Genomic DNA, 24,808 nt, shown 5'->3' with positions numbered 1-24,808 from the left:
AACCTGCGACCCCTTCGTCCCGAACGAAGTGCGCTACCAAGCTGCGCCACACGCCGATCAACGGCCGGTATTATACGGATTCGCTTTGGTTTTACCAGCCCTCGGCGGATAAAAGGGCATCCGTAAATTTGCTGAGATTGTCGTAGATACTGACATCGGCGCCGGGTATGGGCCTGGCGTCGAGGTGGCGCTCTGTATCCAACCCGTTGCCGGTTCGAACCAGTACCGGACGACAGCCTTCAGCGTGGCCGGCCTCAAGATCCTTTCGGCTGTCACCCACCATGATGACGCCTTCCAGGCTGGCGAGATGAAAATGCTCGCGGATCTGCTCCAGCAGGCCAGTCAGTGGCTTGCGGCAGCAGCATTGGTCGTCGGGGTGGTGGGGGCAGTAGGCTATGAAGTCGATGCAGCCGCCCTGGGCTTCCACCAGTTGCTCCAGCTTTTCATGCATGGCGTCCAGTTCATCGGTGTCGTAGTAACCCCGACCTATGCCGGACTGATTGGTGGCAATGGCAATGCGGTGGCCGGCATTACAGAGCCGGGCCACCGCTTCCACGCTGCCGGGAATGGGGTGCCATTCATCCGCCGAGCAGATGTAATTACCATCGTACTCATTGATGACCCCGTCCCTATCCAGAATGATCAGCATCGCTGTGCGCGCGTTCCTTCGGCCGGTCTCAGCCTGCTGTGGGCAGCAGGGAGATGTCCGCAACGCGCAGGAACAGGTTGCGCAGCCGGTTCAGCAGAGCCAGGCGGTTGTTCCGGACGGCCTCATCGTCGGCCATGACCATCACTTCATCAAAGAAGTTGTCCACCGGTGCCCGCAGGCTGGCTAGTGAGCTGAGGGCGCTGGCGTAGTCGCCGTTCTCGAACAATGGCAGCACCTTGGCAGCCTGCTGGTCCACCTGCTCGGCCAGGGCCTTTTCGGCGTTGTCCTGCAGCAGGCTGGCCTCGACGGTTTCACCGATGCTGTCACCACCCTGCTTGGTCAGGATGTTGGAAACCCGCTTGTTGGCGCCAGCCAGGGCCTGGGCCTCGGGCAGCTGGCGGAAGGCTTCCACCGCTTTCACCCGGCGGTCGAAATCCAGCGGGCGGGTCGGACGGCGGGCGTGCACGGCCAGGTAAACCTCGGCGCCAATGCCCTGCTCGTCATAGTGGGCGCGGAAACGCTCAAGCATGTAGTCCACCACGGTGCTGGCGGTGTTCTGCTCGGTCAGTACCGTGAAGTTCTCTTCGGCCCACTCGCAGCAGGTCTGCAGGTCCAGCGGCAGCTCTCGCTCGATGATAATGCGCAACACACCCAGGGAGGCACGGCGCAGGGCGAACGGGTCTCGGGTGCCTGATGGCGGCTGGTTGATGCCGAACAGGCCCACCAGGGAGTCCAGACGGTCTGCGATGGCAATGGCACAGCCGGTGAGAGTGGTCGGCAGGTCATCGCCGGCGAAACGGGGCATGTACTGTTCGTTCAGTGCCTTGGCCACGTCTTCCGGTTCGCCGTCGTTAGCGGCGTAGTACTGGCCCATGATGCCCTGCAGATCGGTAAACTCCAGGACCATTTCGGTGACGAGATCGGTCTTCGCCAGCATGGCCGCGCGCTCGGCCAGGGCCGGATCGCTGCCGATGGCATCTGCAATTTTCTTTGCCAGGGCCGCGACGCGTACCGACTTGTCGTAGATGCTGCCGAGTTTCTCCTGGAACACGATGGGCTTGAGGGCGTCAATGCGGTCTTCGAGTTTTGTCTTCCGGTCTGTCTCGTAGAAGAAGGCGGCGTCGGAAAGGCGGGGCCGGATCACTTTCTCGTTACCGGAAACAACCTGGGACGGATCCTTGCTCTCGATGTTCGCCACGGTGATGAACAGCGGCAGCATTTCTCCGTCGGCAGCCACCACGTGGAAGTACTTCTGATGTTCCTTCATGGAGGAAATCAGGGCTTCGGCCGGGACTTCCAGGAAACGCTCCTCGAAGCGGCCCATCAACGGCACCGGCCATTCGTTCAGCGCGGTGACTTCGTCCAGCAGGTCCTCATCAATGACGGCCTTGCCACCGGCTTCCTTCTCGGCCAGTTCGGTCACGCAGGCACGGATCTGTTCCCGACGCTCAGCGAAATCGGCAATCACATAGCCTTCCTGCTTGAGGACGACTTCGTAATCGTTCGGCGTGGGCACGATCAGGGATTTCGGGCAATGGAAGCGATGGCCGCGGGTCTTGTTGCCCGGGGTCAGCCCCATGATCGGCGCCTCGATCACCTTGTTGCCGAACAGCATCACTACCCAGTGGACCGGGCGCACAAACTCGGTGCGGTGCGCACCCCAGCGCATGCGCTTGGGAATCGGCAGGCCGGCCAGGGATTGCTCCACCAGTTCCGGCATCAGCTCTACGGTGGGCTTGCCCTGCTCGACCGTGCGGTAGACCACCCAGGCACCCTTGTCGGTTTCCAGGGTGTCGAGCTGGTCCGGGGTAACGCCCAGAGAGGTGGCGAAGCCGGTCAGCGCGCGGGTCGGGTTGCCGGCGTCGTCGAAGGCTGCCTTGACGGCAGGACCACGTTTTTCCACCGACTTGTCCGGCTGCGCATCCGCCAGATCCCGGATGCGCACGGCCAGGCGGCGCGGAGCGGCGAAGGCTTCAACCTTGCCGAATTCGATCCCGGCGTCTTCCAGCCCCCGGGCAATGCCCTGGGTGAAGGCGTCAGACAGTGGCTTGAGGGCCTTGGGAGGCAGCTCTTCGGTGCCCAGTTCGACCAGAAAATCCTGTGTAGCCATGGTTATGCGTTCCCCTGTTCCTGCTGTGCCTTCTTCGCTTTCTTGCCCTTCTTGCTTTTCGCCTTGTCGTCGGCGGCCTCAGCGGCGGCGAGGACTTCCTTTCGCAACGCCTCCGGGGCAAGCGGGAAGCCAAGTGAACGACGGCTGTCGAAGTAGGCCTGGGCGACTGCGCGGGCCAGGGTGCGAACCCGCAGGATGAAGCGCTGACGCTCGGTTACCGAAATGGCGTGCCGGGCGTCCAGCAGGTTGAAGGTGTGGGAGGCTTTGAGCACCTGTTCGTAGGCCGGCAGGGCCAGTCCGGCTTCGATCAGTCGGGCGCTTTCCCGCTCGTGAACGTCGAAGCTGTGGAACAGGAATTCGGTGTCGGCGTGCTCGAAGTTGTAGGTGGACATCTCCACCTCCTGCTGGTGGAACACGTCGCCGTAGGTGACCACGCCGTCCGGTCCTTCGGTCCAGACCAGGTCGTATACGCTGTCGACGCCCTGCAGGTACATGGCGATTCGCTCAAGCCCGTAGGTGAGCTCACCGGTGACCGGGAAGCATTCCAGGCCGCCGACCTGCTGGAAATAGGTGAACTGGGTCACTTCCATGCCGTTGAGCCAGATTTCCCAACCCAGGCCCCAGGCGCCCAGTGTGGGAGACTCCCAGTTGTCTTCGACAAACCGGATGTCGTGCACGAGTGGATCAAGGCCCAGCGCGCGCAGGGAATCCAGGTACAGTTCCTGAATATTATCCGGTGATGGTTTCAGAACCACCTGGAACTGGTAATAGTGCTGCAGGCGGTTGGGGTTCTCACCGTAGCGGCCGTCAGTGGGGCGGCGGCTGGGCTGGACGTAGGCGGCGTTCCAGGTTTCCGGCCCGATGGCACGCAGGAAGGTGGCCGGGTGGAAGGTGCCGGCACCCACTTCCATGTCCAGGGGCTGGAGAACCACGCAGCCGTGCTGCGCCCAGAAATTCTGCAGAGCCAGGATCAGGCCCTGGAAGGTCCCGATATCCGGAGTTGTCTGTTGCTTTGCCTTGTCTGTCACGACGGTTGCCTGCTGATCAGTCTGTGTGTGGCGCCCCGGCTGTCCTTCGGGGCACTCCGAAAAAAGAAAGGCGCATTATACGCGTGCTGGCTGTGTATTTCTAAGTCAGAAGAAGGTGAGTCCAACCTGGAAGAGTTTTTCCACATCCCGGATACGGGTTTTGTCCACCAGGAACAGGATAACGTGGTCGTCGGGCTGGATCCGGAGGTGATCGTGGGCGATCAGGACCTCATTGCGGCGAACGATGGCACCGATGGTCGTACCCTCTGGCAGATTGATCTCGTCCAGCCGTTTGCCAACCACTTTTGAGGACCGGTGGTCGCCGTGGGCAATCGCTTCAATTGCCTCGGCAGCGCCCCTGCGTAGTGAGTGAACGTTTACCACATCGCCCCGGCGTACGTGAGTCAGAAGGCTGCCAATGGTGGTTTGCTGGGGCGAGATGGCCACGTCGATGTCGCCACCCTGGATCAGGTCCACGTAGTCCGGGTTGTTGATCAGGGTCAGTACCTTGCGGGCGCCAAGGCGCTTGGCCAGCAGTGAGGCCATGATGTTGGCTTCATCGTCGTTGGTTACCGCGCAGAACACATCGGTATTCTCGATGTTCTCTTCCAGCAGGATGTCCTTGTTGGCAGCGTTGCCCTCCAGCACCACGGTCTTGCGCAGATTCTCCGAGAGCATCACGCAACGCTCGTGGTCCCGCTCCAGCAATTTGACCTGATAACGGTTTTCCAGGGTATGGGCCAGCCGCTGACCGATATTGCCGCCCCCACAGATAAAGATGCGCTTGTAGGGTTTTACCAGCGGTTGCAGCTCGCTCATCACCGACTTGATGTGATCGCCGGCGGCAATAAAGAACACTTCATCACCGTCCTCAATAACGGTGTTGCCCTCGGGCATGATCGCCCGGTCTTTCCGGAAGATAGCCGCCACCCGGGTATCGATCTTGGGCATGTGGGTGCGCAGGTAAGACAGCTCGTGCCCCACCAGAGGGCCTCCCCGGGTGGCGCGAATGGCCACGAGGCGGGTCAGGCCCTTGGAAAACTCCAGTACCTGAAGTGCACCGGGATTCTCGATCAGCCGGGTAATGTGTTTGGTCACCAGGTGTTCGGGGCTGATCAGAACGTCAATCGGGAAGCCCCGCAGGCTGTCGAGATCCTTGGTCTGGTCGCGCTGATAGAAGAGCTCGGATTTTGCCAGGTAGGCATTGGCGCGCACCCGACAGATGGTGGTCGGGGTCTTGTACAGCAGTTTGGCTACCTGGCAGGCCACCATGTTGGTTTCGTCGCTGTTGGTGACGGCAATCAGCATGTCGGCATCTTCCGCACCGGCCTGTCGCAGTGCCGTGGGATAGGACGCCGCGCCCTGGACGGTGCGAATGTCGAGCCGGTCCTGCAACTCGCGCAATCGGGCGCCATCACTGTCGATGATGGTGATGTCGTTGGCTTCGTTGGCGAGGTTTTCGGCGAGTGTTCCGCCGACCTGGCCGGCACCGAGAATCAGGATTTTCATGGTTCGGGTTTCTCCAGCACGGCATAGAAGAAGCCATCATGGCTGTCCGGATCGGGGAGCAGTTGCCGCCCTGCTCCCATGTCGCGCCCCCATTGAGCATCTGGCTCAATATGGATGGCATCGGTCTGCTGTTTGCAGAACCGCTGGATTATACGGTGGTTTTCCTGCGGGAACACCGAGCAGGTGGCGTACACCAGCCGGCCTCCGGGTTTCAGGATAGCCCATAGGGCCTCCAGTAACCCGAGTTGTATGGCCGCCAGCGGGGTAATGTCGGATTCTCTGCGCAACAGTTTGATGTCCGGATGTCGGCGAATCACGCCGCTGGCGCTGCAGGGCACGTCCAGCAGGATGCGATCGAATACCTCGCCGTCCCACCATTGTCCGGTCGCGGCGGCATCCGCCTGTTTCAGCGTGGCGTTGAGATCAAGGCGATCAAGGTTTTCCTGCACCCGGGGCAGGCGTTCAGCGGATTCATCAATGGCCACCACTTCCGCCAGCTCGCCACAGCTTTCGAGAATCGCACAGGTTTTGCCCCCGGGAGCGGCACAGGCATCCAGCACTCTCTGGCCCGGGGCAAGCTCCAGCAGGGTTGTGCACAGCTGCGCTGCCTCATCCTGCACGCTGACGGCGCCGTCAGCGAACCAGGGCAATCGGTCGACAGGCACAGGATTGGCCAGTTGAATGCCGTGGGGCGCGAATCGGGTCGGGCTGGCATCAATGCCAGCCTCTTTCAGCAGGCCCAGGTATTCATCCCGACCGAACCGAAGGGCGTTCACCCGTAAGGTCATGGGCGCCTGGGCATTGTTGGCGTTCAGAATCTGTTGCCAGTCATCGGGCCAGTTGTGGCGGAGCTTTTCCACCATCCACACCGGGTGACTGAAGCGGGCCGACTCATCGGCCGGCTCCGGCGCGCCTTCTCGCTCTGCTGCCCTCAGAACACCATTAACCAGTCCTGTAAGGTGAGGTTTGTCCAGGGCCCGGCAGGCTTCCACGGTTTCATTGAGTACTGCGTAGGTGGCCTGTTGGCTGAAGCGCAACTGGAACAGGGCCACCAGCATCAGGTGATGGACGATGCGGTCCGGCTTGCGCAGGGGTTTTTTCAGCCGGCCATTAAGCTCGCCATCCAGCCGGTGAAACCAGCGGCAGGTGCCATAGCAGAGGGCCTGGAGTTCGGGGCGTTCATTCGCGGGGAGGCGATTCAGGGCCGGTGGCAGGCACTGGGACAGGGACTGGCCATTTTCCACGGCCAGCATCACGCCAGCAGCGATGGCGCGCATGGGTTGTTGTCGGTCCCCCATGTCAGCGCAGCTCCTGGCCGGGCATGAGCAGTTCCTTGCCACCGTTGATCAGGTCGTTCACGCTCTGGGCACGGGAGCCTGGCAATTGCAGGCGGGTGATGCGCAGGGTGCCGCTACCGCAGGCAATGTCGATACCTTCCCGGTCTCTTTGCACCACGGTTCCCGGCAGACCATCGCTGGTGGCAACCAGGGCCCGGGCCTCGTGAATGCGGATTCGCTGATCACCCAGATCCGTGTAGGTTCCGGGCCAGGGGTTGAAAGCGCGAACCAGCCGCTCGATGGCTTGGGCGTCTCTGGTCCAGTCAATATGGCCTTCGGTCTTGCTCAGTTTGCTGGCGTAGCAGGCCAGCTCGTCGTTCTGCGGTTCCCCGGTAAGTTCACCTTTCCGAAGCAACTCCAAAGCCTTAGTGATGGCCTTGCCACCGAGCTCCGCGAGGCGGTCATGCAGGCTGCCCCCGGTGTCGCTGTCGTCGATAGCGGTGAGGGATTTCAACAACATGGCCCCGGTATCCAGGCCTTCGTCCATTTGCATGATGGTGATACCAGTTTCGGTATCGCCCGCGGCGATGGCCCGCTGGATTGGTGCAGCGCCGCGCCAGCGGGGCAGCAGCGAGGCGTGGATGTTCAGGCAGCCATGGGTCGGGATGTCCAGCACCGCCTTCGGCAGGATCAGGCCATAGGCGGCGACAATCATCACGTCCGGTTTCAGGTCGGCCAATTGCTTCTGAGCTTCCGGCGTTTTCAGTGTTTCGGGCTGGAAAACCGGGATCTCATGGTCCAGAGCCACCTGCTTGACCGGGCTGGGCTGCAGTTTTCGACCGCGACCGGCAGGCCGATCCGGCTGGGAATAAACGCCAACAATGGTGTGGTTGGCGTCAATCAGTGATTTAAGCGCGGTTGCCGCGAAATCCGGTGTGCCAGCAAAAACGAGTCGCACGGTGTTTTGCTCTCTGTTCCGTTGTAATACGAAAAGACCGGGTCATGGCCCGGTCCGGAAGCTGGTGTCTGTTTTTCGCCTGCAGTCTGATCAGGCGCTCTTCTTGTGCTGCTTCTCCAGCTTCTTGCGAATCCGGTTGCGCTTCAGCGAGCTGAGATAGTCAACAAACAGTTTGCCGTTCAGGTGATCCATCTCATGCTGGATACACACGGCCAGCAGGCCTTTCGCTTCGAGTTCGAACGGTTTGCCGTCCCGGTCCAGCGCCCGGATGAGGCAGTGTTCGATGCGTTCGACGTCTTCGTAGAAACCGGGTACCGACAGGCAGCCTTCCTGCATGGCTTCCCGTTCGCCGTCCAGCACTTCCACCTCAGGATTTATGAACACCCGCGGCTCGCTCTTGTCCTCGGACAGATCCATAACGATGATCTGCTTGTGAACGTTCACCTGGGTGGCTGCAAGGCCAATGCCGGGCGCATCGTACATGGTCTCGAACATGTCGTCGATCAGCTTGCGGTCGGCGTCTGTTACCTCATCTACCGGCTTGGCAATGGTACGCAGACGGGGATCCGGGTATTCGAGAATCTCTAGTATCATAGGTCGGTCTTTTCGCCTGTATGTCGGGACGCCTGCAGAATTATGCCGACGTCTCTTTTGACTTTGCTGCTCTTTGTAACAGTGTGAAACTGATCTCCGAAATGCGACAGCGTACTGCGCAAATTTTCGCCCTGCCTCTACTATTATCGGGGCAGAACCCCAGCTTTCAACGGCTGGCGGGGTTATCAACGTTTATAAGACTATTATCCAACAATTCGTCGATTGAGTACAAACTGATCAGTTAATAGTTAAAATCTTTCAACGGCGGGATAGAATTTACTGGAAGAACAAAAGATAACATCACAATTTGCGAGACTTCTTCTATAGTAACTGGAATAACAACGTAATAAGCTGCAGGAAACTGACTGCATCCCAACAGAATGCAAAGAATCAAGGCACGCGATCAAGGACTTACACAATGAGGAAACTGCTGTACGCTCTGGCAGCAACTACGCTGCTTTTAACCTCCTGGGCCCATGCTGCACCGGAGCTGCGGTCCGATCATCCCGAGCGTTACACCGTAGTTAAGGGTGACACCCTCTGGGACATTTCGGCCCGTTTTCTGAATAACCCCTGGTACTGGCCGGAAATATGGCATGTAAACCCGCAGGTCGCCAACCCTCACCTGATTTACCCCGGTGATCGCCTTGCCCTGGTTTATATCGATGGCAAACCCCGGATTACCAAGGTTGCCAGCAACGATGTGGTGAAGCTGTCGCCGAAGGTGCGCTCCGAGCCTATTGATACGCCCATCCCTGCCATTCCGCTGGATGCCATCGGCAGCTTCCTCACCGACACCCGCATTGTCAGCCCGGAAGAGATCAATGGTGCTCCCTACGTTCTCGAAGGTGAGGATGGCCGGATCATCACGGGTGCCGGCGACAAGCTCTACGCTCGTGGTGAGAAGCCTGCGGACAAGGTAGGGATCTTCCGTCGCAGCAAGGAATTCCGCGATCCGGAAACGGGCGAGTTCCTTGGCCTTGAAGCCCGTAGTATTGCCCGTGGCGATGTGGCCCGGGAAAACGGCGACGTGCTGACCGTGAATCTGACCAGCTCCAACGAAGAAGTTCGCATCGGCGACCGGCTGATGGTGAGCGAAGACCGCCGTCTGACCACCAGCTTCGTGCCCAGCGCTCCTGATCAGGATATTGAAGGACAGATGATCTCTGTCGACGGTGGCGTCAGCCAGATCGGTCAGTTCGATGTGGTGGCCATCAACCGTGGAACCCGGGAAGGGCTGGAAGCCGGCAACGTGATGGCCGTTCTGAAAAGCGGCAATCTGGTACGTGATCCGGTGACCGGAGAAACCATCGAGCTGCCCTCAGAGCGTGCCGGGCTGCTGATGGTGTTCCAGGCCTACGAAAAGATGAGCTACGGTCTTGTACTTCAGGCCACCCGTGCTTTGACAGTGGGTGACAAGGTCACCAACCCCTGAGTGACTGACTACCGATAGACAAATCGGCCGGACCAGGACGGTCCGGCCTCGTTGTTTCCAAGGACGATGCCGTGTTTTCCTCTGCCTCAGCCCAATGGCTGTTTCTCACTTGCCTGCCAAACCTCGGCCGCACCCGTCGGCGTGAACTGCTGACAGAATTCCCTGACCTGCCCCAACTGCTCTCCATGAATGCCGCAACCTTGCGGGCCATGGGCTTGGCGGCGGACGCCATAAACGCGATTCAGGCCTGGCAGCAGCAGGATTTGTCCCATCCGGCCATTCGTGAGGTCCGGGCCATACAGGACCAATGCGCCAGGCATGGCATCGGCATTCTCACCTGGCCGGACCCAGATTACCCGGAGCAGCTCCGGCACATTCACGATGCGCCCCTGGTGCTTTACACCCGGGGTGATACAGGGCTTATGGCCCGGGACCAGATTGGCATTATCGGTAGCCGCAAGGCCACTCGAGCCGGTCTGGACCACGCACGGCGGTTTGCTTCGGAACTCAGTACCCGGGAATTGCTGGTGACCAGCGGTCTGGCACTGGGTGTCGATGGGGCTGCCCATGCCGGTGCACTGGATGCCGGTTGCCCCACCATAGCGGTGATCGGCTGCGGCCTGGACCGTATCTACCCCCACCAGCATCGGCGCCTGGGTGAGCGGGTTATCGCCAGCGGACTGATGATTTCCGAGTATCCCCCCGGCACACCGGCAAGAGCCGCGCACTTTCCCCAGCGCAACCGGATTATCAGCGGCCTGAGCCGTGGGGTGCTGGTGGTGGAAGCGGGTCTGCGCAGTGGCTCCCTGATCACGGCCCGGATGGCGTTGGAACAGGGGCGGGAAGTGTTCGCCATCCCCGGCTCGGTGCATAGCCCGGTTGCCCGGGGCTGTCATCATCTGATCAAGCAGGGTGCCCGACTGGTGGAAACGGTGGATGACATTCTGGAGGAACTGGGCGCCTGGTGGTCCCCGCTGCATACGCCTGAACCGGCGTCAGAGCCCGAACCAAAGCGCCATGACAAAGGGCCTCTCGCCGGCCTGGACAGTCGGGAAATCGCGGTGTTCGAGGCTTTAGGGTATGATCCACAATCAACCGACGCACTGAGTTCAGCAACCGGTCTTCCCGCCGATCAGCTCATGCAGTCCCTGTTGCTTCTTGAGTTGCAGGGCCTGGTCAGTTCGGCACCGGGAGGCTTCCAGAAAATCGCCTGAATCTGGTGTAACCATCTACCCTGATCGATTCTGACAAGAGCAGTATGGCCCACTCCCGCCCCCTTTCTGACTGGCAACTACACTGTGCCCGCCGCACGGTTTTCAGTGGCGGTGTTATCGCCTATCCCACCGAGGCTGTCTGGGGCCTGGGTTGTGATCCCTGGGACAAGGAGGCGGTAGAGCGCATTCTGGAGCTGAAACAACGCCCGGTCGAGAAAGGCGTTATTCTGGTGGCGTCGTCCGTTGACCAGATCCGCTTCCTGCTCGACCCCCTGCCTCAAACGCTTCAAGCCGAGGCCGAGCGCCACTGGCCGGGCCCGGTGACCTGTCTGCTGCCGGACCCAGAGCGCCAGATTCCGGAATGGGTGCGCGGAAACCATAGCTCCATTGCGGTGCGGGTCAGCGAGCATCCTGTGGTGCGGGCTCTCTGTGATGCCATCGGAATGCCGCTGGTCTCGACATCCTGCAATCCGGCCGGGCGTCAGCCAGCCCGGCATATCTGGCAGGTGAGGGGGTACTTTGGCGATCAGCTCGACTGGATAGTGCCCGGGGCACTGGGCGGCAATCGCAAACCCAGCCGTATTATTGATATTGTCAGCGGTCAGCAACTTCGTTAGGAGCGTTTATGGCACAGCAACCCGATAGCCAGGCGGTAAAGCAGTATCTGCTGGGCCTGCAGGAATCTATCTGTAGCCGGCTGGAGGCCATCGATGATGGCGCATCCTTCATCCGGGATTCCTGGGACCGGCCGGAAGGCGGTGGCGGTGTCAGCCGGGTGATCACCGAAGGCCGGGTGTTCGAGAAAGGTGGTGTCAACTTCTCCCATGTGATGGGTGACACCATGCCGGCCTCCGCCACGGCCCACCGTCCCCATCTGGCCGGTGCTCCCTGGCAGGCCATGGGTGTTTCGCTGGTTATCCATCCCAACAATCCCTATGTGCCAACCTCCCACGCCAACGTCCGGTTTTTTATTGCCACGCCAAAGAACAGTGAGCCGGTGTACTGGTTTGGTGGTGGCTACGACCTCACGCCCTACTACGGTTTCGAGGAGGACTGTGTGCACTGGCACAGAACGGCCCGAGCCGCCTGCGAACCCTTTGGAGAAGGCACCTACAAGCGTTTCAAGGACTGGTGTGACGACTACTTTTACCTGAAACACCGGGACGAACCCCGGGGCGTCGGTGGGCTGTTCTTTGATGACCATAACACCGGCGACTTCGAGCAGGATTTCGGCCTGATGAAAGCCGTGGGTGACAGCTATATTGATGCCTACGAGCCCATTGTTCGCCGCCGCATGGACCACCCATTCGGCGACCGTGAGCGGGACTTCCAGCTCTACCGCCGCGGGCGTTACGTGGAATTCAACCTGGTTTATGACCGGGGCACCCTGTTTGGCCTGCAGTCCGGCGGCCGGACGGAATCCATACTGATGTCCCTGCCGCCTCTGGTGCGCTGGGACTATAACCGGACCGCCGAGCCCGGCTCGGAAGAAGCCCGTCTTACCGACTACTTTCTGACCGGTCGCAACTGGCTGGAGACCCAAGATGACTAACGAGCTCTACGCGGTGGTTGGCAACCCCATCAGCCACAGCAAATCGCCGAGGATCCACAGCCTGTTTGCCAGCGAGACTGGGGAACCGGTCGAGTACACGGCGATCCAGGCGCCGCTGGATGATTTTGCCGGCACTTTGAAGCAATTCTTTGAGCGTGGCGGAAAGGGCCTGAACGTGACCGTGCCGTTCAAGGAAGAGGCCTGGAGGCTGGCCGATCGCCGCACCGAGCGGGCCGAGAATGCCGGCGCAGCAAATACCCTGTACCTGGATGACGATGGCCGGCTCACCGCTGACAACACCGACGGGTGCGGGATTGTCCGGGATCTGGTTGCCAATCACGGTGTCGCGCTGAAGGCGACCCGCATTCTGGTGCTGGGCGCCGGCGGCGCGGTCCGTGGCGTTCTGGGTCCGATCCTGGCGGAGCATCCTGCCTCGATTACCATTGCCAACCGGACGGTCGCCAAGGCGGAAGCCCTCGTTGACCTGTTTATACCCGTGGCCGGCGAGACCGTGCTTGCCGCCTGCGGATTCGAGCAGCCCGGTGAGCCGTTTGACGTGATCATCAACGGCACCAGTGCCAGCCTCCAGGGCGATTTGCCCCCGCTGTCGCCGAAAGTGATTGATGAGCAAACGGTGGTCTACGACATGATGTATTCCCTGCAGACCACTACGTTCAATCAGTGGGCGCTTGAACAGGGCGCACAGATCGTTCATGACGGGCTTGGTATGCTGGTAGAACAGGCAGCGGAATCGTTCCGGATCTGGCGAGGTATCAGCCCTGCCACCCGCCCTGTCATTGAGGAATTGCGTAACGACTGAGCCGGGGCGCCCGGATTGGGCTATGCTCAGGGTCAACATTCCGTAGGGATTTTCGATGGATATTCTTACCCTTGTGGGGCTTGTGGCTGGTGTCCTGATCGTCATTCTGGCGATGCTGGCCAATGCCTCCTTCCTGACGTTCCTGAATCTTCCCGGGCTTGCCATTGTGGTGGGCGGGACCTTTGCCGTTACCCTGATCAAGTTCCGAATGGCCTCGGTAATGAGCGCTTTTCGCCTGGCCATGTCGGCAGCCTTTACCGACCGCATGGCGCGGCCGGCAGAGTTGATCCGGGAAGTGGGATCACTGGCTATGGTGGTGCGTAAAGAGGGCATTCTGGGCCTGGAAAACCACCAGACGGATAATGAGTTCCTTCAGAAGGCTATCAATCTCTGTGTTGACGGCCACCCGCCGGAACTGGTGGAGGAGGCGCTGGCCCAGGAAACCCAGCAGACCGCCGAGCGGTATGAAGTGGCTGAACGCGTGTTCCGGGGTATCGGCGAATCGGCCCCGGCCATCGGTATGCTCGGCACCCTGGTGGGCCTGGTGCAGATGCTCAATACCCTCGACGATCCTTCTTCCATTGGTCCGGCCATGGCAATCGCCCTGCTCACCACCCTGTACGGTGCGTTTATTGCCCAACTGATTGCCCTTCCCCTGGCCGACAAGCTGCAACTGAAAGCGGAGGACGAGGCCCGGAACCAGATGCTGATCATTACCTCCATCAAGAACATCATGCGCGGCGAGAACCCCCGGGTGATGACCGAACTGCTGTCTTCGTTTGTCCACCCGGAGCAGCGCACCGGCCTGGCGCCGGAGCGGGAGGCCTGAGGGTTTGGAACTGGTCCAGAAGAAAAACAGGAAGCGTCTGCAGAACCAGACGCCGGCCTGGATCGTTACCTTTGCCGATCTGGCCACACTGCTGCTGACCTTTTTTATCCTGCTGCTGTCGTTTGCCGAAATGGACGTTGAGAAGTACCGGGCCATGGCCAATTCCATGGCGGTCGCCTTTGGCTCCAGCAATGTCCTCGCGGAGGATATTGGTGGCTCGCCGCTGACCATAATTGAATCAGAGACAGTCTCCCTCCCCGAACCAACAGAGTCCCAGACCAGGGAACCCGAGTTCATTGATGAGCGGGCGGAGGGGGCTGCGCCCACCCAGATTCCGGGAGGTGTGATTGATCTGGCCAGCCGTATGATCCGGGAACTGGAATCGGAGGTGGCCTCCGAGGCCCTGAGTGTCAATTACGACCAGAACCAGGTGGTCATCCGCTTCTCGGAGGAGGCTACTTTCCGATCTGGTGAGGCGGCCATAAAACCCGAGATGATCCCGATCATCGAACGAGTGGTTAACGTGCTGTCTGCCTGTACCGGTGATGTGCTGGTATCCGGCTACACCGATGACAGGCCCATTTCCAGTGACCGCTACCGTTCGAACTGGGACCTTTCTGCGGCTCGCGCCGTGTCCGTGGTGCATGAGCTGGTGATGAACCGCCAGGTACCGGCTGAGCGGGTAGTGGCGGCCGGGCGCGCCGAGACCAACCCGCTTGCGCCCAATGACACGCCGGAGAATCGTGCCCTGAACCGGCGGGTAGAAATAGCCATCCGCAATCCTGAATGCAACGACGAAGTGCCCACCGGGGACCTGCCTGTCGAAATCATGCCCTGAGTCTTATAGCCGGTGTGCAGCTTCTCATGCGCAATCCATATAACTGTACTGCTTTCAGGGCTTTATACTGTGCGTCCGAGAATTGACTGGCACAGTGAAGCGAGAGAGCAAACATGAGTGGACCGGACAAGCCGAAAGTGATTGGCGAGGAATGGAGCGATGAGCGGGTCAGGAGTTTTCTGGATATCCGCCCCTGGGATGCTGCCGAGAATGCCGACTACCATGCCCTGGTGAAAGCCTACCAGGCCATGCGGGCGGACGATTTCGAACGCTTTATCGGATTTTTCATTGCTGAAGGCCGGGACCTCAATGCCCCTGGCCCCGAAGGCGAAACCATTCTGGACCTGATCTCGCGGCATCGTCGCAGTGTGGATTATGCCAGGGCACTGGAAAAGGCGGGTGCCAGGCAAACCGCCGCAGCCGGGAATTGATCCCGGCGCGGTCGTCGGTTGTAACCTGAGGTTGTCGACCTTTATTGCACGTCGACTTCTATCGCCTTGGGCTCTTTTGGTTCGGCTTTCTGGAGCGTCAGGGTCAGCATACCGTCCTTGAAGTTTGCCTTTACGCTGTTTTCATCGACGTTGTCCGGCAGCGTAAAGCGGCGCAGGAAGCTACCGTAGAAACGCTCAATCCGGTGATGCTTTTTGTCCTTGGTTTCGTCTTCGGTTTTGCGCTCACCCTGAATGCTCAGAACGCCCTCGTGTACCGTTACTTTTACGTCTTCCTTCGACATTCCCGGCAACTCGGCCTCAATGGTGAAGGCCTCCGGGGTTTCCTTGATGTCTACGGCCGGAGCCCAGTCGCTGCGGCTGAAAAGGTCTTTGCCTTCGCGCTCGCTCCCTGAACGGGTCAGGCCGAACATGCGGTTATAGCGGTTCATCAGGTCTTCGAACTCATTAACCGGATTCCAGCGGGTAAGATTGCTCATAAAGCATCCCTCCTTTGTAAACGAAACGAATCTGAATAAGTGAACATCAGCTTCGATCGCGGAACAGCTCCATGCCGGTGGCGCCAGCCGGATGGTTATCCGTGAACCTCTGCTATTTTCGAATGTAGGTGCACCAGGGATGTTTTCAAGGGTGGGTTTGATGGAATTTTGACCAGGGTCAAGTCGGGTTCAGAGTTCACCGAAATGACGGTGCAGGAACGGGCGGAAACGGCTCATGGTGGTACCGGCGGTTTCCGGATCGGGCCGGATGCCGGGTCGAAATCCCGGTAGCTCTCCGGACAGGAAGGGTTTTACCAGTGCGGGGTCGGCACTGATGACATGAACGATGACATCCCGGCTGGCGTCCTCCCCCGTAATCAGTGGTGCCGGCTGGTGGTCACCCAGGATGATCATAAGGGCGTCCTGGCGCAGGTAGTGGGCAGCGAAGCCCCCGGCCACCTCCAGGGCGTAGGCAATCGCCTGACCGTAATGTTCGCGGACCCTGTCAGGATCGCGCCACAGCGAAACCGGAGCCTCGCCGGCGCCCTCCCATTGGCGGAATACCTCGCCGTTGCCGATGTTTTGCCAGTCGTCGAGCACCGGCAGGACCGGCACCCACGGGGCATGACTGCTGATCAGGGCCAGTTCGGCGAACAGTGGCCCCTGATGGGCTTCGCGAATGGCCTGAAACCGGTGCCAGGTGTACTGATCGGGCATGGTGACCCAGTTGAACGGTGGCCCCTGGTAATCCAGGTCATCGTGATCGTAGATCCGGTCATACCGGAACAGTCGGCCCTCGGGCCAGGCCTGGGTGATCGCAGGCATGACGGCCAGGGTCTTGTGCCCGGTGCTGCGGAAGTCATCGATCAGGGTGGCGTAGCCGCTGCTGAGCAGCGTCTCGTAGGCAAGCTGGTTGTGGATCCACTGGCCACTGAGTACGGACAGGTGGCCCAACCAGGATTGGCCCCCCTGGATGGGCGATTGCAGCCGGCCGGTGGCGACCGTCAGCCCGGCCGCTTCGAGTGACCGGCCCATGGCTTCAAGCCCCGGGTTGACTATGGAACGGTAACGCTCGTCGATAACCGTCGAGACGCCATAGGACTCGACAAACCCCAGAATCACATCGGTTTGCGCGAGCTTTGGCATTGGTGTGGCCCGGCCTTGTTGACCGGGCTGGGTGTTCAGCTCGGCCGCAAACTTCCGCGTTGTCATATGCGTGTGAGTTATCAGGGAGGCCTGGTTGGCAACGAAAGCCAGCGCCGGGCTGCCAATCCATGGGGTTACGGCCCCGGCCAGGAACAGGCCGGACACCAGCCAGAGGGGTTTGCCCAGGCGCGCCGGGGAGTGATGGGCCAGCCGTTCCAGCCCGTAGTGAAACAGCCAGGCCACCCCGGCAAGCACGGTTGCCATAGCGGCGAGGGCTAGCACTGCCCAAACGGCGCCCAGGTTGGTATCCAGCAGGTTCCAGGCTGCATCCAGCAGACCCAGTTCCAGGTACAGATTCAGCCCGCGGCCCAAACTTTCCCGAACCAGGGTATCTGCCAGAACCAGAAGAACCAGCAACCCGTACAGGGCAGCCAGTGCCTGTGAAATGCGGTACCTCTGTTCCGGCTCCCTGAGCCCGCAAATGAGGGCCCAGACAACCAGAGCTTCCACAGAAAGCCATGGATTATCGCCGGGCAATGCCACGGAGGGAAGCAGGAACAGCCCGTTCAGAACCAGCAGCCAGACCAGTATCACGAAGCTGTCTCCAGCCAGGCCAGTTCTTTCCGTCGACGGGGCAAGGGACCCCTTTCCGGGGTAGCGAGTTCAACCGATTGTGCCATGGTAGCCAACAGGGCTCGCCAGGGCGATTCGGGAGTGGCATACCAGGCCTGCCAATGCAGGGCTTCGAGGGCCTCCGGATGATTGCAGATAAGGTTGAGTTCCTGGCAAGTCAGGCCCTTTTTGCCCTGCGCGGCACAACGATTGACCAACCGCTCCAGCGCCCGTGCTTTTTTACCGGTCGCCGGCTGCCGGCCATCGCGGGAGACGCGGGCAAAGACCGGCGACAGGACTGCCTGTTCGAACCAGCTCAACCGACCCGGATTTCGGCAAAGTTGGGGTGCGGCGTCGGCCAGTTCAATCACTCTTGTGGTTCGACCATCCTCAGGCACTTGCAGCCAGGTGCCTTTACCCGGCCTTCGGGCCAGCCACCAGGCCAGGGCCGGTGCCAGAAGCACCGGTGCCATCACCGGCAGCGCCCAGGGTGTCAGCGTCGGCGCCTGCTGGTGAATGAGCGCAAGGCCTGCGGCCGCTGAAAATAGAAGCAGACCAACGTGCCGGAGACTGAGGCCGGGGCTGAGACCGCCAGACCTGTTCTGTCCCTGCCAGCCCACCCTGAGATTCAGCAGAGCCCGGATCACGTGGAGAGTGTGAACCAGCATCCGGATCGGTGCGAGTGCCAGTGCCGTGAGTGTTTCGAGAAAGGTATTGCCACAGAGTCTGAACAGGCCCCCGAAGTTGGAGGTTCGCCCGGCCAGCCCGTGGTCGATCACGGCCAGCAACCGGGGGCCGAAAAGTAGCAGCGCCGTTACCACGACCAGCAGAATGCCCGCGCCAGAGCCGGTTTCGGTGGTTGCCATTACCCCCGGCAATGCCGGCCCAGTATTCGGTCCGGCCAGCGCCACATAGCCGGAAAGTCCCAGGAAAACCAACCAGAGGGGCGAAGCGAGGTAGGACAGAATGCCGGTCACCAGAGCCATCCGGTGGGCCAGCCGTATTTCGCCCAGGGTTGCCAACAACCACATGTGCTGGAGATTGCCACGACACCAGCGCCGGTCGCGAATCAGATCGTCTTCCAGGGTTGGTGGTGATTCCTCGAAACTGCCGGCGATGGCCGGTTCCAGCCAGACTTCATAGCCTGCCCGGCCCATCAGGGCAGCCTCGATAAAATCATGGCTGAGCACCGGCCCCCTGAACAGCCCGGGCCCCCGAAGCTTGCGCAGACCACAGTGGGCCATGAACGGAGCCACCCGGATGATCGCGTTGTGTCCCCAGTAGGTGGCCTCCCCCAACTGGATGGCTGCCAGCCCGGCACTGTAGAGCCTGCCATAACACCGGTTGGCAAACTGTTGCAGGCGGGCAAACCGTGTTTCTGCCCGGGCCAGGCGGGGTGTGGTCTGGATAATTCCCGCCTCGGGGCGGGCTTCCATGAGCTCTATCAGCCGGGTAATGCAGTTGGAACTGAGCAGACTGTCGGCGTCCAGAACCACCATATAGCGGTAGCGACGCCCCCACCGGCGCAGGAAATCGGCGATATTGCCGCTCTTGTAATTCAGGTTGATGTTGCGCCGTCGATAGAACAATTGCTGGTCGGGACCCAATTCCCGACGCAGTTGCTCGCAGGTCGCCTGCTCCTCCAGCCAGATGTCCGGGTCGCGACTGTCCGAAAGCACGAAGAAATCCACGGTGCCCGCGTGTCCCTGTTGCTCAAGATCCTGGATGATCCCCTTCAAACCATTGAAGGTGTGCTGAACCGGTTCATGGCAGATGGGCATCACCACCGCGGTTGGGGCAGAGAGCGGCGCGGCGGCCCCACTGGGCCTGACACGGCTGGATACGCTCAAGGGGTCGCCCCCGAAACGAAGCGCGACGAATCCGAAAACCGCGGTCCAGAAACCCACGCCAATCCAGGCAAACAGCACCCCGAAAACCGTCAGTACTGTGGCCGTTGTTCCCGTGGCGGCCTGATCCGGAACGGTCTGGGCAAACAGAAACATGCCGGCCAGGGTTTGTGTGGCCACAAGGAAAACAAGCAGGAAGCGCCGCCGCAAAGCAATCGGGCGCCAGGACCCGGCACTATTCACGGGGATACCCGATACTGGCCCGCGTGATGGGTGGCAGATGGCGAACCGGATGGGGATCGGGCAGGGCAAACCAGTGGGGCAATAGCTCCAGCAATTGCCCGTTACTCAAGGCCGGATTTCCGGCCCTGTTCGCCCGCAGCATGCCGTGCAATCGTGCCCGGGTTTCCGGACCGGTCTCATGGCCTGCGGCGCGCAGGTACAGCAATGCTCTGTCAAACGGTTCGTCCAATGTATCCACAAGGATCTCCGGGATGCGGGATTACCCCGAAACATACGGCTACCGCTCAGACTTCAGACCACTGGTTTACTGATCGTTAAGATATTCATCCTTCAGGCGGACGTAGTTGGCGGCGGTGTACTTGAAGAACCCCCGCTCCTTATCGGTCAGCGCCCGGGCTTTTTTGCAGGGCGATCCCACATAGAGATGCCCGGATTCCAGGGTCTTACCGGGCGGCACCAGACAGCCTGCTGCAACAATCACCTCATCTTCCACCACGGCCCCATCCATAATGATGCAGCCCATGCCCACCAGCACACGGCTGCCGACGGTGCAGCCATGCAGCAACGCCTTGTGGCCCACCGTAACATCGTCGCCAATGGTGAGCGGATAACCGCCGGGGTTGTAGTCACTGGCGTGAGTGATGTGCAGAACTGAGCCATCCTGGATGCTGCAGCGGTGGCCAATGCGAATCTGATGCATATCGCCCCGCACCACGGTCATCGGCCATATGGAAACATCATCGCCGGTTTTAACATTGCCAATCACCACCGCACTTGGATCGACCCACGCCCGTTCCCCAAAATGTGGCGCGTTACCCTTGTGTGAACGTATATTCGTCATTACATAGTACCTGTTGAGAATTTACCCGTAGGCCCGGGGCGCCTGTGGGAGAGTCCGTTCCAAAACTGTCTGTCGCCATGGATGGCGACAGCCAAGCGCCACAGGGATGTGCCGCAAGGAGCGTGTTTTGGAACGGACTCTCCCACAGGTGCCAGCCCCAAGGGTTCAATAGATCAAACTACCCAAGATTCGACTAGCTGAGAAGGGGACCTATGAATAACCCGCTACTGACTGACGACCTGTTGCCGAAGTTCGACCATGTCCGCACCGAGCACATGGAAACGGCAATCGACCAGATTCTCAGTGAAAACCGGATGAAGATCAGCCAGCTGGCCGAGCAGGAAGAGCCCACCTGGGAAACCCTTGCCCAGCCGATGCAGGCCCTGGACGACAAACTGAGCAATGCCTGGTCGGTGATTTCACACCTGAACGGCGTTATGAACAACGACGAACTGCGCAAGGTGTACAAGAACTGCCTCGAAAAGCTCACCGAGTACAGTACCGAGGTGAGCCAGAATGCGGCCCTCTGCAACGCCTGGAAGAAGCTGGCCGAGCGAGACGATTTCAAGAACCTGAACGAAGCCCAGCGCAAGTCCGTGGAAAACACCCTGCGGGATTTCCATCTGGGCGGTGTGGACCTGCCGGAAGACAAGAAAAAGCAGTACGCCGAATTGTCCCGGGAGCTTTCAGAGCTGTCCAACAAGTTCAGCGACAACGTGCTGGACGCTACCCAGCACTGGTACAAACACATCACCGATGTGGATGAACTCGCCGGCGTCCCCGAAACCGCGATCGAGAGCGCCAAACAGGCGGCCAGACAGAAAGAGCTGGACGGCTATGTGATCACCCTGGATTTTCCCAGCTTCTACCCGGTAATGACCTACTGCGACAACCGGGACCTGCGTCGCGAAGTGTACGAGGCGTTTGTTACCCGCGCCTCCGACCAGGGCCCGGATGCCGGCCAGTGGGACAACACCCCGGTGATGGCGGAAATCCTCAAGCGCCGCCATGCCCAGGCCAAATTGCTGGGCTTTGACAACTACGCCGAGCGCTCCCTGGCCACCAAGATGGCCCGCAGCAGCGACGAAGTGCTGGGCTTCCTGAACCAGCTGGCGGCCAAGTCCAAGCCCCAGGCCGAGAAAGAGTTTGCCGAGCTTAAAGCCTTTGCCAAGGACGAGTACGGCGTGGAAGACCTGCAGGCGTGGGATATCGGCTACTACAGCGAAAAGCTCCGTCAGAAGCGCTACGACATCTCCCCGGAAACCCTGCGCCCCTGGTTCCCCGTGAACAAGGTGGTGCCCGGCCTGTTCCGTGTGGCCGAGAGGCTGTTCGACGTACAGATTGAGGCGAAGCCCGAAGTGGAAACCTGGCACGAGGACGCCACGGCGTATTGCATCAGCCGCAACGGCGAACCCCTGGCCTGGTTCTATCTCGACCTCTATGCCCGCCAGGGCAAGCGTGGCGGTGCCTGGATGGCCGACTGTCGGGTGCGCTGGCGCAACCTCCGTGGCCAGCTCCAGCTGCCGGTGGCCTTCCTGACCTGCAACTTCACACCGCCGGTGAATGGCAAGCCGTCGCTGCTGACCCACGACGAAGTGACCACCCTTTTCCACGAGTTCGGCCACGGCCTGCATCACATGCTCACCCAGGTGGACGTGCTGGATGTGTCCGGCATCAACGGTGTCGCCTGGGATGCCGTCGAGCTGCCCAGCCAGTTCCTGGAAAACTGGTGCTGGAATCCGGAATCCCTAGGCCTGATCGCCTCGCACCACGAAACCGGCGAGCCGCTGCCGGAAGATCTGTTGCAGAAACTGCTGGCGGCCAAGAACTTCCAGTCCGGCATGGCCATGGTACGTCAGCTGGAATTCTCCCTGTTCGACTTCCGCCTGCACGCGGAATTCACCGATGAAGCGCCCACCAACCCGCTGGACATGCACCGCAAGGTCCGTAGCGAGATTGCCGTGGTGGAAGCCCCGGAATTCAACCGCTTCCCCAACTCCTTCTCGCACATCTTTGCCGGTGGTTATGCCGCGGGCTATTACAGCTACAAGTGGGCAGAAGTGCTGGCGGCCGATGCCTTCTCCCTATTCGAGGAAAAAGGCATCTTCGACCCGGAAACCGGCAAGGCATTCCTCCACAATATCCTGGAGAAAGGCGGTTCGCAGGAGCCCATGGAACTCTTCAAGGCCTTCCGGGGTCGGGAACCACAAGTGGATGCGCTGCTGAAACAAACCGGCATCACGGATGAGGCTGCCTGAGACGAAATGGTGTCGGATTACGCGTCGCTAATCCGACCTACACGGCTTTTGTCGGATTACGCTTTGCTAATCCGACCTACAGGATGTTGGCGGGAGGACAGAGCCGACTAACGTAGGTCGGGTTAGGCCAACGGCCGTAACCCGACAACCACTGCCCAAACTTACGGGAGTTTTACTATGGCGAGTCCAAAACGCTTTATCGCCGGCGCCGTCTGTCCCCGCTGTGCGGAGATGGACAAGATCATGATGTACACCACCGACGATGATGAGCAGATTCGCGAATGCGTGGCCTGTGGCTTCACCGACGCGATGTCGGACTCCGAGCAACCGGCCAATCCGGAGCTCGAGACCCGGGTGAACAAGCGCAAGAACGAGGACGATCACACGGTCAAGCAGGTCGTGTTCTTCAAGTCTTCGGCCGACGACGAGTAAGCTGTTCTTCCTAGCCTGCAGGTTTGCGGGCGGAGAGGCCATGGGAATGCTTTTCTTCTGGGGAAAAGCAACTCGCTTCGCTCAGACATCTTTTCCCCGCCAGAAAAGCACACCCACACCCTCTCTACCTGACTCAAAAGATATTTCTTTAGGACAAGGTCTTTTCAGCGATATCCGTGAGTTCTTATGTGAGGGGGCCGGATTATTTTTCCCGCCGGAAATTGATGTCTGAGCGCAGCGAGTTGCCATTTCCAAGGGAAAAATAATCCGGCCCCCTCGCAATTCCCCTCAACACGAAGGCTACAAGGGACGGCAAACTCCAAGCTCAGAGAACCATAGCCGCCAACCACCCAAAGCCAAGCAGCGGCAGGTTGTAGTGCAGGAACGTCGGCACCACGGTATCCCAGATGTGGTTGTGCTGGCCGTCGGCGTTCAGACCGGCGGTGGGGCCGAGGGTGGAGTCGGAGGCCGGGGAGCCGGCATCGCCCAGGGCGCCGGCGGTGCCGACCAGGGCCACGATGGCCAGCGGGCTGAAGCCAAGTTGCAGGGCCAGGGGCACGTACAGGGCGGCGATAATGGGGATGGTGGAGAAGGACGAACCGATACCCATGGTAATCAGCAGACCCACCACCAGCATCAGCAGGGCGGCCATGGCCTTGTTCTCGCCGATAACGCTCACGGAACTGTCCACCAGGGTGGCGATCTCGCCGGTTTCCCGCATCACTTCGGCAAAGCCCGAGGCCGCGATCATGATGAAGCCGATCATCGCCAGCATCTTCATACCCTCGGTGAACAGGTCATCGGCCTCTTTCCAGCGCACCACCCCGGACAGGTTGAATAGTACGAAACCGGCCAGGGCGCCCAGGATCATCGAACCCAGCCAGAGCTGCACCACGAAAGCGGTAACAATGGCCGCCAGGGCCATCACCAGGGTGCGTGGGCTGTAGCTGGTGTCTACCCGTTCGGCTCTGGTGATGGTTTCCAGATTGTAGCTGCGACCACCGCGGTAGCTGAAAAAGACCGCAATCAGCAGGCCGCAAAGCATGCCCAATGCCGGCAGGGCCATGGCTTTCATGACGCTCAGGCCGGAAGCATCGACGCCATTGGCGTTGATCTTGGCCAGCAGGATTTCATTCAGGTAAATGCCGCCAAAGCCGACCGGCAGGAACATGTAGGGGGTGATCAGGCCGAAGGTCAGCACGCAGGCGACCAGGCGGCGGTCCATGTTCAGCTTGGCCATCACGTACAGCAGGGGCGGCACCACCAGCGGTATAAAGGCAATATGGATCGGCAGGATGTTCTGGGACGAGATGGCAATGGCCAGCAGCAGACCGATGATCAGGAAGCGGACGCCGTTTACGGCGGCACCTTCTTCCTGGCGGCCGACCAGGGCAAGAGCCTTGTCGGCCAGGGCGTGGGCCAACCCGGATTTGCCGATGGCAACAGCAAAAGCGCCGAGGGTGGCATAGGACAGTGCCACGGTAGCACCGCCGCCAAGGCCGTTATTGAAGGCTTCGATGGTGGCTTCCAGGGACAATCCCGCAATCAGGCCGCCGGACACGGCGCCGATAATCAGGGCAACAACAACGTGGATGCGGCACAAACTCAGGACGAGCATGATGGCAACCGCAGCGACAACGGCATTCATGGCAAAACTCCGGGTAGGAATTAATGGTCTTTCCGGCCCC

The 24,808-nt window shown here is 60.3% G+C and carries 24 protein-coding genes; 11 read left to right on the top strand and 13 right to left on the bottom strand.

From position 1 onward, the window contains the following. Positions 1 to 91: 91 nt before the first annotated feature. From gmhB to def, 7 genes are all read right to left on the bottom strand, one after another. Positions 92 to 649, bottom strand: coding sequence for a D-glycero-beta-D-manno-heptose 1,7-bisphosphate 7-phosphatase (gene gmhB, locus QZ534_RS12795; protein WP_296934853.1), 558 nt, complete (start codon positions 647 to 649; stop codon positions 92 to 94). A 28-nt stretch (positions 650 to 677) separates the two neighbouring features. Continuing rightward, entirely contained in the window at positions 678 to 2,759 is a 2,082-nt protein-coding gene (gene glyS / locus QZ534_RS12790) for a glycine--tRNA ligase subunit beta (protein WP_296934852.1), read from the bottom strand. Between the two features lie 2 nt (positions 2,760 to 2,761). After that, positions 2,762 to 3,787: a glycine--tRNA ligase subunit alpha gene (gene glyQ / locus QZ534_RS12785; RefSeq protein WP_296934851.1), complete on the bottom strand. Its 1,026-nt coding sequence runs from the start codon at positions 3,785 to 3,787 to the stop codon at positions 2,762 to 2,764. A gap of 105 nt (positions 3,788 to 3,892) precedes the next feature. After that, on the bottom strand, positions 3,893 to 5,296 hold the full coding sequence (trkA, locus tag QZ534_RS12780) for a Trk system potassium transporter TrkA (protein WP_064229432.1): 1,404 nt from the start codon (positions 5,294 to 5,296) through the stop codon (positions 3,893 to 3,895). Next, positions 5,293 to 6,594: a 16S rRNA (cytosine(967)-C(5))-methyltransferase RsmB gene (rsmB, locus tag QZ534_RS12775; RefSeq protein ID WP_296934850.1), complete on the bottom strand. Its 1,302-nt coding sequence runs from the start codon at positions 6,592 to 6,594 to the stop codon at positions 5,293 to 5,295. The genes trkA and rsmB overlap by 4 nt, the downstream gene beginning before the upstream one ends. 1 nt (position 6,595) lies before the next feature. Further along, the gene (gene fmt, locus QZ534_RS12770) at positions 6,596 to 7,531 is read right to left on the bottom strand and encodes a methionyl-tRNA formyltransferase (RefSeq protein ID WP_296934849.1); all 936 of its coding nucleotides are present in this window, start codon (positions 7,529 to 7,531) and stop codon (positions 6,596 to 6,598) included. Between the two features lie 90 nt (positions 7,532 to 7,621). Continuing rightward, entirely contained in the window at positions 7,622 to 8,125 is a 504-nt protein-coding gene (gene def, locus QZ534_RS12765) for a peptide deformylase (RefSeq protein ID WP_296934848.1), read from the bottom strand. Between the two features lie 418 nt (positions 8,126 to 8,543). Between def and QZ534_RS12760 the strand changes: the two genes are divergently transcribed. From QZ534_RS12760 to QZ534_RS12725, 8 genes are all read left to right on the top strand, one after another. Further along, the gene (locus tag QZ534_RS12760) at positions 8,544 to 9,560 is read left to right on the top strand and encodes a LysM peptidoglycan-binding domain-containing protein (protein ID WP_296934847.1); all 1,017 of its coding nucleotides are present in this window, start codon (positions 8,544 to 8,546) and stop codon (positions 9,558 to 9,560) included. A 71-nt stretch (positions 9,561 to 9,631) separates the two neighbouring features. Continuing rightward, positions 9,632 to 10,774 carry a DNA-processing protein DprA gene (dprA, locus tag QZ534_RS12755; protein WP_296934846.1) on the top strand — a complete coding sequence of 381 codons (1,143 nt, stop codon included), beginning with the start codon at positions 9,632 to 9,634 and terminating at the stop codon, positions 10,772 to 10,774. A gap of 44 nt (positions 10,775 to 10,818) precedes the next feature. Beyond that, positions 10,819 to 11,391 (top strand): L-threonylcarbamoyladenylate synthase, encoded by a 573-nt coding sequence (locus QZ534_RS12750; RefSeq protein WP_296934845.1) that lies wholly within the window; start codon positions 10,819 to 10,821, stop codon positions 11,389 to 11,391. A gap of 8 nt (positions 11,392 to 11,399) precedes the next feature. Continuing rightward, positions 11,400 to 12,326, top strand: coding sequence for an oxygen-dependent coproporphyrinogen oxidase (gene hemF / locus QZ534_RS12745; protein ID WP_296934844.1), 927 nt, complete (start codon positions 11,400 to 11,402; stop codon positions 12,324 to 12,326). Continuing rightward, the gene (gene aroE, locus QZ534_RS12740) at positions 12,319 to 13,146 is read left to right on the top strand and encodes a shikimate dehydrogenase (RefSeq protein WP_296934843.1); all 828 of its coding nucleotides are present in this window, start codon (positions 12,319 to 12,321) and stop codon (positions 13,144 to 13,146) included. Before hemF ends, aroE begins: the two co-directional genes overlap by 8 nt. A 55-nt stretch (positions 13,147 to 13,201) precedes the next feature. Next, entirely contained in the window at positions 13,202 to 13,975 is a 774-nt protein-coding gene (locus QZ534_RS12735; RefSeq protein WP_202346270.1) for a MotA/TolQ/ExbB proton channel family protein, read from the top strand. 4 nt (positions 13,976 to 13,979) lie between these two features. Then, positions 13,980 to 14,813, top strand: a complete 834-nt coding sequence (locus QZ534_RS12730; RefSeq protein ID WP_296934842.1) for a flagellar motor protein MotB — start codon at positions 13,980 to 13,982, stop codon at positions 14,811 to 14,813. A 113-nt stretch (positions 14,814 to 14,926) separates the two neighbouring features. Continuing rightward, positions 14,927 to 15,244 carry a PA4642 family protein gene (locus QZ534_RS12725; RefSeq protein ID WP_296934841.1) on the top strand — a complete coding sequence of 106 codons (318 nt, stop codon included), beginning with the start codon at positions 14,927 to 14,929 and terminating at the stop codon, positions 15,242 to 15,244. A gap of 41 nt (positions 15,245 to 15,285) precedes the next feature. On the opposite strand, the gene QZ534_RS12720 is transcribed toward QZ534_RS12725, so the two are convergent. The 5 genes from QZ534_RS12720 to QZ534_RS12700 form a co-directional block, all read right to left on the bottom strand. Then, complete coding sequence (locus tag QZ534_RS12720; RefSeq protein WP_296934840.1) at positions 15,286 to 15,741, bottom strand: Hsp20/alpha crystallin family protein; 456 nt, start codon at positions 15,739 to 15,741, stop codon at positions 15,286 to 15,288. Between the two features lie 189 nt (positions 15,742 to 15,930). Then, on the bottom strand, positions 15,931 to 17,481 hold the full coding sequence (locus QZ534_RS12715) for a sulfatase (protein WP_296934839.1): 1,551 nt from the start codon (positions 17,479 to 17,481) through the stop codon (positions 15,931 to 15,933). Beyond that, on the bottom strand, positions 17,478 to 19,589 hold the full coding sequence (gene mdoH, locus QZ534_RS12710; RefSeq protein WP_296934838.1) for a glucans biosynthesis glucosyltransferase MdoH: 2,112 nt from the start codon (positions 19,587 to 19,589) through the stop codon (positions 17,478 to 17,480). The genes QZ534_RS12715 and mdoH overlap by 4 nt, the downstream gene beginning before the upstream one ends. Further along, positions 19,582 to 19,827 carry a hypothetical protein gene (locus tag QZ534_RS12705; RefSeq protein ID WP_296934837.1) on the bottom strand — a complete coding sequence of 82 codons (246 nt, stop codon included), beginning with the start codon at positions 19,825 to 19,827 and terminating at the stop codon, positions 19,582 to 19,584. Before QZ534_RS12705 ends, mdoH begins: the two co-directional genes overlap by 8 nt. 66 nt (positions 19,828 to 19,893) lie before the next feature. After that, positions 19,894 to 20,430 (bottom strand): gamma carbonic anhydrase family protein, encoded by a 537-nt coding sequence (locus QZ534_RS12700; RefSeq protein ID WP_296934836.1) that lies wholly within the window; start codon positions 20,428 to 20,430, stop codon positions 19,894 to 19,896. Positions 20,431 to 20,642: 212 nt separating this feature from the next. On the opposite strand from QZ534_RS12700, the gene prlC reads away from it, so the two are divergent. The 3 genes from prlC to QZ534_RS12685 all read left to right on the top strand — a co-directional run bounded on the left by prlC (position 20,643) and on the right by QZ534_RS12685 (position 23,352). Further along, a complete protein-coding gene (gene prlC, locus QZ534_RS12695) occupies positions 20,643 to 22,688 on the top strand; it encodes an oligopeptidase A (RefSeq protein WP_296934835.1) in 2,046 nt (681 codons plus the stop codon). A 177-nt stretch (positions 22,689 to 22,865) separates the two neighbouring features. Then, positions 22,866 to 23,120: a YheV family putative zinc ribbon protein gene (locus tag QZ534_RS12690; protein ID WP_136630982.1), complete on the top strand. Its 255-nt coding sequence runs from the start codon at positions 22,866 to 22,868 to the stop codon at positions 23,118 to 23,120. A 40-nt stretch (positions 23,121 to 23,160) separates the two neighbouring features. Then, positions 23,161 to 23,352, top strand: a complete 192-nt coding sequence (locus QZ534_RS12685) for a hypothetical protein (RefSeq protein WP_296934834.1) — start codon at positions 23,161 to 23,163, stop codon at positions 23,350 to 23,352. A 93-nt stretch (positions 23,353 to 23,445) separates the two neighbouring features. Here QZ534_RS12685 and QZ534_RS12680 read toward each other — a convergent pair whose 3' ends face one another. Next, complete coding sequence (locus tag QZ534_RS12680; protein ID WP_296934833.1) at positions 23,446 to 24,768, bottom strand: Na+/H+ antiporter family protein; 1,323 nt, start codon at positions 24,766 to 24,768, stop codon at positions 23,446 to 23,448. Positions 24,769 to 24,808: the final 40 nt, after the last annotated feature.

The sequence above is a fragment of the uncultured Marinobacter sp. genome, assembly GCF_913055835.1.
Lineage (GTDB): Bacteria > Pseudomonadota > Gammaproteobacteria > Pseudomonadales > Oleiphilaceae > Marinobacter.
The sequence above is the reverse complement of the archived record's forward strand: the minus strand, read 5'-3'. Positions and strand labels throughout refer to the sequence as shown.